This window comes from Plantactinospora sp. B6F1 (assembly GCF_040120695.1).
GTDB lineage: Bacteria > Actinomycetota > Actinomycetes > Mycobacteriales > Micromonosporaceae > Plantactinospora.
Genome location: NZ_JBEEAC010000016.1, coordinates 156,000 through 164,911, shown reverse-complemented (window position 1 = coordinate 164,911; position 8,912 = coordinate 156,000). Strand labels below are relative to the sequence as shown.

7 protein-coding genes are annotated in these 8,912 nt (G+C 72.5%); 3 read left to right on the top strand and 4 right to left on the bottom strand.

The window, feature by feature from the left end; translation table 11 throughout:
* Window positions 1-75: 75 nt before the first annotated feature.
* Window positions 76-1,707 (bottom strand): long-chain fatty acid--CoA ligase, encoded by a 1,632-nt coding sequence (locus ABNF97_RS21175; protein WP_349339520.1) that lies wholly within the window; start codon window positions 1,705-1,707, stop codon window positions 76-78.
* Between the two features lie 67 nt (window positions 1,708-1,774).
* On the opposite strand from ABNF97_RS21175, the gene ABNF97_RS21170 reads away from it, so the two are divergent.
* Window positions 1,775-2,272 carry an NUDIX domain-containing protein gene (locus ABNF97_RS21170; protein ID WP_130461703.1) on the top strand — a complete coding sequence of 166 codons (498 nt, stop codon included), beginning with the start codon at window positions 1,775-1,777 and terminating at the stop codon, window positions 2,270-2,272.
* A 60-nt stretch (window positions 2,273-2,332) separates the two neighbouring features.
* Here the strand turns inward: ABNF97_RS21170 and ABNF97_RS21165 are convergent, their stop codons facing one another.
* Together ABNF97_RS21165 and ABNF97_RS21160 are read right to left on the bottom strand one after the other, a co-directional pair.
* The gene (locus ABNF97_RS21165) at window positions 2,333-3,964 is read right to left on the bottom strand and encodes an MDR family MFS transporter (protein WP_349339509.1); all 1,632 of its coding nucleotides are present in this window, start codon (window positions 3,962-3,964) and stop codon (window positions 2,333-2,335) included.
* A gap of 213 nt (window positions 3,965-4,177) precedes the next feature.
* Entirely contained in the window at window positions 4,178-4,726 is a 549-nt protein-coding gene (locus ABNF97_RS21160) for a DJ-1/PfpI/YhbO family deglycase/protease (RefSeq protein ID WP_130461701.1), read from the bottom strand.
* 182 nt (window positions 4,727-4,908) lie between these two features.
* On the opposite strand from ABNF97_RS21160, the gene rfaE2 reads away from it, so the two are divergent.
* Both rfaE2 and ABNF97_RS21150 read left to right on the top strand, forming a co-directional pair.
* Window positions 4,909-6,870: a D-glycero-beta-D-manno-heptose 1-phosphate adenylyltransferase gene (gene rfaE2, locus ABNF97_RS21155; protein ID WP_349339508.1), complete on the top strand. Its 1,962-nt coding sequence runs from the start codon at window positions 4,909-4,911 to the stop codon at window positions 6,868-6,870.
* Window positions 6,867-7,850 (top strand): glycosyltransferase family 2 protein, encoded by a 984-nt coding sequence (locus ABNF97_RS21150; protein WP_349339507.1) that lies wholly within the window; start codon window positions 6,867-6,869, stop codon window positions 7,848-7,850. The genes rfaE2 and ABNF97_RS21150 overlap by 4 nt, the downstream gene beginning before the upstream one ends.
* Here the strand turns inward: ABNF97_RS21150 and ABNF97_RS21145 are convergent.
* A complete protein-coding gene (locus ABNF97_RS21145) occupies window positions 7,792-8,892 on the bottom strand; it encodes a glycosyltransferase family 9 protein (RefSeq protein ID WP_130461699.1) in 1,101 nt (366 codons plus the stop codon). The genes ABNF97_RS21150 and ABNF97_RS21145 overlap by 59 nt on opposite strands.
* Between the last annotated feature and the right edge of the window lie 20 nt (window positions 8,893-8,912).

Below are 8,912 nucleotides of genomic sequence, written 5' to 3'. Positions count from 1 at the left end.
CGGGACTTCCTCGCCGACCGGGTGGCCGGGTGGGCGGGAGGATACGTAGCGGGTGGGTGGGGGGACGCGTGCCGGTCAGGTCGGCAGCTCGATCACGTCCAGGGCACCGGCGGCGTGGTCGGCGCGGATCCGCTTCTTGTCGAACTTGCCCACCGAGGTCTTCGGTACGGCGTCGACGAACGCCCACCGCTCGGGCAACTGCCACCCGGCCACCCGGTCGGCGAGGAAGTCCCGCAGCTCCTCGGCGCCCACCTCGGCGCCCTCCCGCCGTACCACCGTCGCCAGTGGACGCTCGTCCCAGCGCGGGTCCGGTACGCCGACCACGCACGCCTCCTGCACCGCCGGATGCGCCATCAGCGCGTTCTCCAGCTCGACCGACGAGATCCACTCACCACCGGACTTGATCACGTCCTTGGCCCGGTCGGTGAGGGTGATGAAGCCGTCCGCCGAGAGAGTGCCGACGTCACCGGTACGCAGCCAGCCGTCCCGGAACCTCTCCGGGTCGGGTGCGTCGTCGCCGACGTACCGGCCGGTCACCCACGGGCCGCGGACCTCCAACTCGCCGACGGACGTGCCGTCGGCGGGCATCCGCGCGCCGTCCGGGCCGACGATCCGGGCGGCGACCCCGGCCGGCACCCGCCCCTGGGTGTAGCGGTAGCGCCAGGCCTCGTCCCCGGTCGCCCCGGCCGGTGTCCGGGCCACCGAGCCGAGCGGTGACATCTCGGTCATCCCCCAGGCGTGGATGACGTCGATCCGATGCCGCTCGGCGAAGGCGTGCATCAGCGCGGGCGGGCAGGCCGAGCCGCCGACGATCACCTCGGTCAGCGAGGAGGTGTCGACCTCGTTGGCGTCCAGGTAGTTGAGCAGGTCGGTCCAGATCGTCGGCACCGCACCGGCCAGGGTCGGTCGCTCGGCGGCGATCATCGCGGCGATCGGCGCACCCTGGAGGTACCGGTCCGGCATCACCAGGGACGCCCCGGAGAGGAAGGCTGCGTACGGGATGCCCCACGACATCGCGTGGAACATCGGCACGATGGCGAGTTCCCGGGTGGTCGGGCCGAGCCCGAACGACTCCGGCAGGCAGATCTGCACCGAGTGCAGCCAGATCGACCGGTGCGAGTAGGCGACACCCTTCGGGTTGCCGGTGGTGCCGGAGGTGTAGCAGAGGGCGGCGGCATCGCGCTCGTCCAGCTCGGGCCAGTCGTACCGGTCCGGCCGGTTCCGCAGCAGGTCGTCCCACCGGTGTACGGCGATCCGCCCGCCCCCGGCTGCCGACAGCGCCGCCGGGTCACCGCCACCGACCACCACCACGTGCTGCACAGTGGACATTTTCGGCAGCGCCTTGGCCAGCAACGGGATCAGCGTCGAGTCGACCAGCACCACCCGGTCCTCGGCGTGGTTGGCGATGTAGGCGACCTGCTCGGGAAGGAGACGGATGTTGAGTGTGTGCAGCACCGCACCCATGCTCGGCACCGCGAAGTACGCGACCAGATGCTCGGCGTTGTTCCACATGAAGGTCGCCACCCGCTGGTCACCGGTGATCCCGAGGTCGTCGCGGAGCGCGTGCGCGAGCCGGGCGGCGGTCGCACCAACCTCGGCGTACGTCATCCGACGGGAGCCGTCGCCCAGCCAGGTGGCCACCTCGGCGGTGCCGTGCACGGTGCTGCCGTGTTCAAGGATGCGGGAAACCAGCAGGGGCGCGTCCATCATCGTGCTACGCATGGACCACAACCTAGTGTCGCAGCTCACACCTGACCACCCGGAAGGCAGCCCGATGAGCAGCAGTATCCCGTGGGCCGATTCGTACCTCGGTCAGCTTCGCTCCCTCGCCGGTGACCGTACGCTGCTGTTCGTCGGCGCCCGGGGCGTGGTACGCGACGAGGCCAACCGGGTGCTGCTGATCGAGCGCTCCGACAACGGTTACTGGGCGCTGCCCGCCGGCGCGTTGGAACTCGGCGAGTCGATCGCCGAGTGTGCGGTCCGCGAGGTCTGGGAGGAGACCGGCCTGACCGCCACCGAGGTCACCCCGTTCGCCATGTACACCGGCCCGGACCGCACCTTCACCAACATGTACGGCCACACGTACCAGCTCTTCGTCGTCGCCTTCCGGGTCGACGCCTGGTCCGGCGTACCGCTCACCAGCACCGACGAGACCACCGACGCCGGCTTCTTCGCGCCCCGGGCGCTGCCCGCGCCGGTCTCCGGCACCGTGCCGGAGACCCTGGACGACCTCGCCGTGTTCGAGCAGACCGGCCAGGTCGTCTTGAAATAGGTCATCCTGAAATAGGAAGGGTGCGACGGGAGCGCAGTCAATTCTCCGATCAGGAAGGCCTCAGATCATCGTCTGGGCGTTCGCCTCCATCTCGGTGGCCGCGTCGCCCTTCCGGTCCCGGGAGAGCCGCTCGCCGGAGGTGGCCGGCGGGGCGCCGCGCAGCTCGTGGTTCGGCATCGCCAGGGTGACGGCCACGGCCAGGAGCGCGACCAGCCCGGCGACCAGGAAGACGGTGTCCAGCGCGTCGACGAACGACTCCTGCACGGCCGCCCGGATCGGCTCCGGCAGCGCCAGGATCCGGGACGGCTCGTTGACCGAGAATTCGGTGCTGGCGCCGGCGAACTGGGCCCGTTGCTCGGGCGGGAGCTGGGCGATCGCGCCGGGCAGCCGGTCGGCCAGCCCGGTGGAGAGGCCGGCGGAGAGCACCGCGCCGAGGATCGCCACCCCGAACGAGCCGCCCAGCGACCGGAAGAAGGTGGCGGCCGAGGTGGCGGCGCCGAGGTCGCGCATCTGGACCGCGTTCTGCACGGCGAGGACCAGCGACTGCATGCAGAGGCCCAGCCCGACGCCGATGACCACCATGTAGGCGAAGGCGTTCCAGAGCGAGGTGTCGACCTGCAACTGCGTGAAGAGCAGCATGCCGGCTACCAGCACGACCGCCCCGGCCACCGGAAACCATTTGTACCGGCCGATCTGGCTCATCGCCCGCCCGGAGAGTACCGAGGTGACGATGACACCGACCATCATCGGCAGCATCAGCAGGCCACTGTCGGTCGGCGACGCACCCTTGACGATCTGGAGATAGAGCGGGATGAAGATGATCGATCCGAACATCACCAGCCCGAGGATGAAGCCGGCGGCGTTGGCCAGCGCGAAGGTGGACCGGCGGAACAGTTTCAGCGGCAGGATCGGCTCGGCCACCCGGGCCTCCTGGACGAGGAAGAGTACGCCGAGCACCGCTCCGGCCGTGAAGAGTCCGATGATCATTGCGGAGCCCCAGGCGTACTCGTTGCCGCCCCAGCTCAGCGCGAGCAGCAGCGCACTCACCCCGGCCACCAGCAGGCCGGCGCCGAGCCAGTCGATGGCGTGCTGCCGGCGCTCGAACGGGACCAGCCGCATCACGTGATAGCAGACGACGATGGCCACCACCGCCAGCGGCACGTTCAGGAAGAAGATCCAGCGCCAGTCGTGCTCGGCGAAGTAGCCGCCGACCAGCGGACCGGCCACCGAGGAAACCCCGAACACCGCGCCGAACAGCCCCTGGTAGCGGCCACGCTCCCGGGGCGTCACCACGTCGGAGATGATCGTGAAGGCGAGGGTCATCAGACCGCCCGCGCCGAGGCCCTGCACCCCCCGGGTGATGATGAGCTGGGTCATGTCCTGCGCGAAGCCGGCGGCCAGCGAGCCGACCAGGAACGTCCCGATGGCGAAGAGGAAGACCGGGCGGCGGCCGAGGAGATCGGCCATCTTGCCGTACAGCGGGGTCGAGGCGGTCGACGCCAGCAGGTACGCGGTGACCACCCACGAGTAGTGGTTGATCCCGCCGAGTTCGCCGACGATGGTCGGCAGCGCCGTACCGACAATGGTCTGATCCAGCGCGGCCAGCAGCATGCCGGTCATCAGGCCGCCCATCAGGAGCAGGATCTGGCGGCGTGTCAGGGTCGGCCGCGTGTCCTCAGCAGCGGTGGTCATAGTGCCTTCTCCCCCTGATGACACAGAAGATGCCTGCCTGGACACGCGCGAGCGGCTCGACCGCACCGCCGGTCCCGGGGCGCGGCCCGTGGGACGCCGGTCCCGGACTCGGCTCGTGACACCGGTCCCGGACTCGGCTCGTGACACCGGTCCCGGACTCGGCTCACCGCCGGGCCGGGACCGGTGATGGTGCCGCAGGGGTCGGTCAGAGTGTCAGTGCCGGCCCTCGGCGAGTTCCTCCACGAGCTTGGCGCAGAACGCCGGCAGGTCGTCCGGCTTGCGGCTGGTCACCAGGCCGTTGTCGACATGGCACTCCTCGTCGACCCAGTGCGCGCCCGCGTTCGACAGGTCGGTGCGCAGGCTGGGCCAGGAGGTGAGGGTACGGCCCTTGACCACGTCGGCGTCGATCATCGTCCATGGCGCGTGACAGATCGCCCCGACCGGCTTGCCGGCGTCGAAGAACGCCCGGACGAATCGGACCGCGTCCGGGTTCGTCCGCAGGGCGTCCGGGTTGGCCACCCCACCGGGCAGCACCAGGCCGTCGTAGGCCGCCGGGTCCGCCTCGGCCACGGTCGCGTCGACGTCGTACGTCCCGGACTTGTCCAGGTGGTTGAAGGCCTGGATCCGGCCGCCCTTGAGGGAGACCAGTTCGACCCGGCCGCCGGCCGCCTCGACCGCCTCCCGCGGGCGGGTGTACTCGACCTCCTCCACACCGTCCGTGGCCAGGAAAGCGATGCGCTTGCCCTGCAAGGTCGCGGTCATCTCGGTTCTCCTTTCCAGGGGGAAACGGGGGTTAATGTTCCGACGAACCGTTTGGTCGCATCCCGTGGAAAAGACGTTCCCGGTACGCCCGGTGCCAAACCCGCCGTACGGCCACCGCCGCACCCCCGGCGGGGTACCCGGGACCAGGTTTGCCCGGCCGGGCACCGGGGACCCGCAGCAACATGGCGACAGACGCAGCGGAACAGCGCCGGTTGGCCTCGGTGGTGGAGAGCTGGCTCGGCAGGGGCGTACTGGTGGTCGGCGACGCCATGCTGGACGAGTGGCGGTTCGCCGAGTCGGACCGGCTCTGCCGGGAGGCGCCGGCACCGGTGTTGACCCTGCGCCGCCGGCTGACCGCGGCCGGCGGCGCCGCGAACACCGCCGTCAACCTCACCGCCCTGGGCGGCCTGGCGGCGCTGGTCGCCCCGGTCGGCGCGGACGTGGCCGGTGACGAACTGCACGACTGCCTGGACCGGGCCGGCGTCTGGGACCGGACCATCAGCCAGCCCGGCCGGCCGACCCCGGTGAAGCGGAGACTGCTCGCCGCCGACCAGATCCTGCTCCGGGAGGACGAGGGCGACGCCGACGAGACGCTGCCCGAGGAGGGCGTACAGCGGATGCTCAACGCGCTCGCCCGGGCGACCGAGGAACTGCGGGCGGACCGGGACGGCCAGCCGCCGACCCTGGTGGTCTGCGACTACGGCCTGGGTGCCCTGCCCGAGGCGGTACGAAGCTGGCTGGTCCGGCACCGCGACTCCTTCGCCACCGTCGCCCTGGACGCGCACGATCTGGCCTACTGGCGCGGGCTCGCCCCGACCGTGGTGACCCCGAGCTTCGCCGAGGCGACCCGGCTGCTCAACGACGCGGTCACCGCCGGCCCGGCCAGCTCTTCGGCGGTCGCCGGCATCCGGGTCAGCGTCGCCGAGGATGGCACGACAGCCGCCACCGGCGGGCCCGTCCCGGCCGCCGCTGCCGCTGGTGCCGAGGAGGGTGGCCGGGACGGTGACGGCTCCGCCGCGCCGGACGCTACGCCCCCGGGTGGCGGCGACGGTGCCGGTCCGGTCGGCGGGGACGGCCTCACGGTCACCAGTGACGAGATCGGGGTCTCGGGTGACGACATCGTGGTGGCCGGTGACGAGACGTCGAGTGCCACCGCCGGGCGTCCCGTCGCGGCCGGCGGCGTCAGCCGGGCGCTGGTCGCCCAGGCCCGCCTCGCCGAGCTGCGGGAACGCACCGGTGCGGACGTGGTGGCGGTGACGTTGGACGCCGAGGGTGCCGTGGTGGGCGGGGCCGACGGGCGGTCCCGGCGCAGCCACGCGACTCCGGTACCGGCGAGTTACGCCGTCGGTGCCGGTGACGCGTACCTGGCCGCGATGACGCTGGCGCTGGCCGCGGGCGCGCCGCTGCCGACCGCCGCCCAGTTGGCCCAGCTCGCCGCGACCACCACCGTCTCGGACACCGGCACCTGTGTCTGCCTGCGGGAGGACCTGATCGCCGCGCTGGGCTCGGTCGACGAGGCCCCGGCCCGGATCGTGCTCGACCGGGACGCGCTGGTCGAACTCGTCGAGCGGCACCGGGCCGAGGGGCGGACCGTCGTCTTCACCAACGGTTGCTTCGACGTACTGCACCGGGGGCACGTACGCTACCTCGACCAGGCACGCGACCTCGGCGACCTGCTGGTGGTGGCGGTCAACTCCGACGAGAGCGTACGACGGATCAAGGGCACGGACCGGCCGGTGAACCCGGTCGAGGACCGGGTGGCGGTGCTCGCCGCACTCTCCTGTGTGGACCACGTGGTGGTCTTCGAGGAGGACTCGCCCACCGCGCTGATCGAGGCGATCCGCCCCGACGTCTACGTCAAGGGCGGCGACTACCCGCCGGACATGGTCCCGGAGGCACCCCTGGTACGCCGGCTCGGCGGTGAGGTCCGCACCCTCGGCTACGTACCGGACCGGTCCACCTCGGCGGTGATCGAGCGGATCCGCTCGCACGGCGACGCGGCCCGTGGGGCGGTGCGCACCAGCACGCTGCGTCGGCGCGGAACGGCGCAGACGGCCGGGTCGACGCAGACAGGCGGAACGGCGCAGGCGGCCGGATCGCCGCAGACGGGCGGGACGGCGGCCGCGTCGAGTCGCCGGGCGTGAACGCCGGTTCACACTCCGATCGGGCCGGTGCGGGGGTCAGGACGGTCACCCGGCCGCTCGACCCGGGCAGTGCGGCCCAGTTCCGTACGCCCCGGCTGCTGGACGTGCTGGTGCCGACCCGGAACCGACCCGCCGAACTCGCGGTCACCCTGGCCGGGCTGGCCGCACAGCGCCCCGCCGAGGTCGACGGGCGGGCCACCGACCGGACCGGCTCGGACGGCTTCGGGGTGGTGGTCAGCGACCAGTCCGACGGAGAGCCGGGCTGGGCCGAACCGGCGGCTGCGGCGATGGTCCGGGTACTCCGGCACCGGGGACACCCGGTGCTGCTCACCCGGCGGCTGCCCCGGCGGGGCCTGGCCGAGCACCGCGCCTATCTGCTGGACGCCTCGGCGGCCCGGTACGTCCTCTTCCTCGACGACGACGTCTGGCTCGAACCCGGCACCGTCGACCGGCTGGTCACCGCGATCCGGGAACTCGACTGCGGCTTCGTCGGCAACGCGGTGCACGGACTGTCCTACCTGGGCGACGTCCGGCCGGAGACCCACCGGCACTACGTGGAGTGGGACGGCCGGCCGGAGCCGGAGCGCCTCCGCCCCGGCGCGCCGGAGTGGGACCGGGCGCAGATCCACTCGGCGGCGAACCTGCTGCACGTGACGGAGGCCCGCCGGCTGCCGGCCGGACAGTGGCGGGCATACAAGGTCTCCTGGATCGGCGGCTGTGTCCTCTACGACCGGTCCCGGCTGCGCGCGGCGGGCGGCTTCGACTTCTGGCCCCGGCTCGACCCGGGGCACCAGGGCGAGGACGTGGCCGCCCAACTCGCCGTGCTGGCCCGGTACGCCGGAGCCGGCGTGCTGCCCAGCGGGGCGTACCACCTGGAGGCGCCGACCACGGTGACCGAGCGGACCATGGAGGCCTGGGAGGTCACCGTCGGGTCAGATCGGCCACCGCCGCCAGCACCTCCACCACCGGTACGTCGGTGACGAACGAGACCTGGTGCGGGCAGGCCGGGCCGCCGCCCCGGGCCGGATAGATCTCCCGGCTGCAGTCCTGGCCGCAGGTCGGGCAGTTGAGGGTCCACGAGGCGATCGGCCGGTGCCGGGCGCGCAGCGGCACCGCGCAGTTGATCATGTTGCCGACCCAGAAGATGCCGACCGTCGGGATGTCCAGCGCGGCGGCGACGTGCACCGGCCCGGTGTCGTTGGAGACCACCACCTCGCAGCCGGCGTAGCAGCCGATCAGGCCGCCGAGCGACAGTTCGCCGACCACCGAGCGGACCGGCCGGCGGGCCGCCGCCACCACCTCCCCGGCGAGTTCCCGCTCGCCCGGGGTGCCGGTCACCAGCACCTCGTAACCGTCGTCGACGAGGTGGTCGGCGACCTCGGCGAAGCGCTCCGGCGGCCACCGGCGGCGCGGGTCGCTGGCACCGGGATGCAGGGCGATCCGGGGGCCCGCCGGCTCGCCGAGCACCGTACGCGCCTCGGCCAGGTCCGCCTCGGTGGCGACCAGCCGGGGCAACAGGCCGGTAGGGCTGGCGCCGACCAGGCCGGCGACCTCCAGGTATCGGACCACCTCCGGCTGGTAGTAGACGTACCGGAGCCACCGGTCCAGCGGCGGCGCGTCCTCGGTACGCAGCCCGGCGGTCACCCGGGCACCGAGCCCGGCGACCAACGGGTTGGAGTTGGCCCCGCCACCGTGCATCTGGAGCGCGAGATCGAACCGCTCCCGGCGGGCCGCGGCGAGGAACTCGGGCATCGACTCGGCCGACGGCTCCGGTTCACCCGGCCCGGCCACCCGGATCCCGTGCGCGGGCGGTACCACCAGTACCCGGTCGACCGGGCCGGGACGGTCCCGGAGCAGACGCTCGTGCCAGGGCGCGCCGATCAGCACCAGCTCGGCGTCCGGATAGCCGGCCCGCAACGCGTCGAGCGCCGGCAGCGCGAAGATGAAGTCACCGAGCGCGTTGGCCCGGAGTACGGCGATCCGCTCGACGTCACCGACGAGGTCCCCCACCTTGCCGATCATCGGGTACGGGTCCGCCGCCC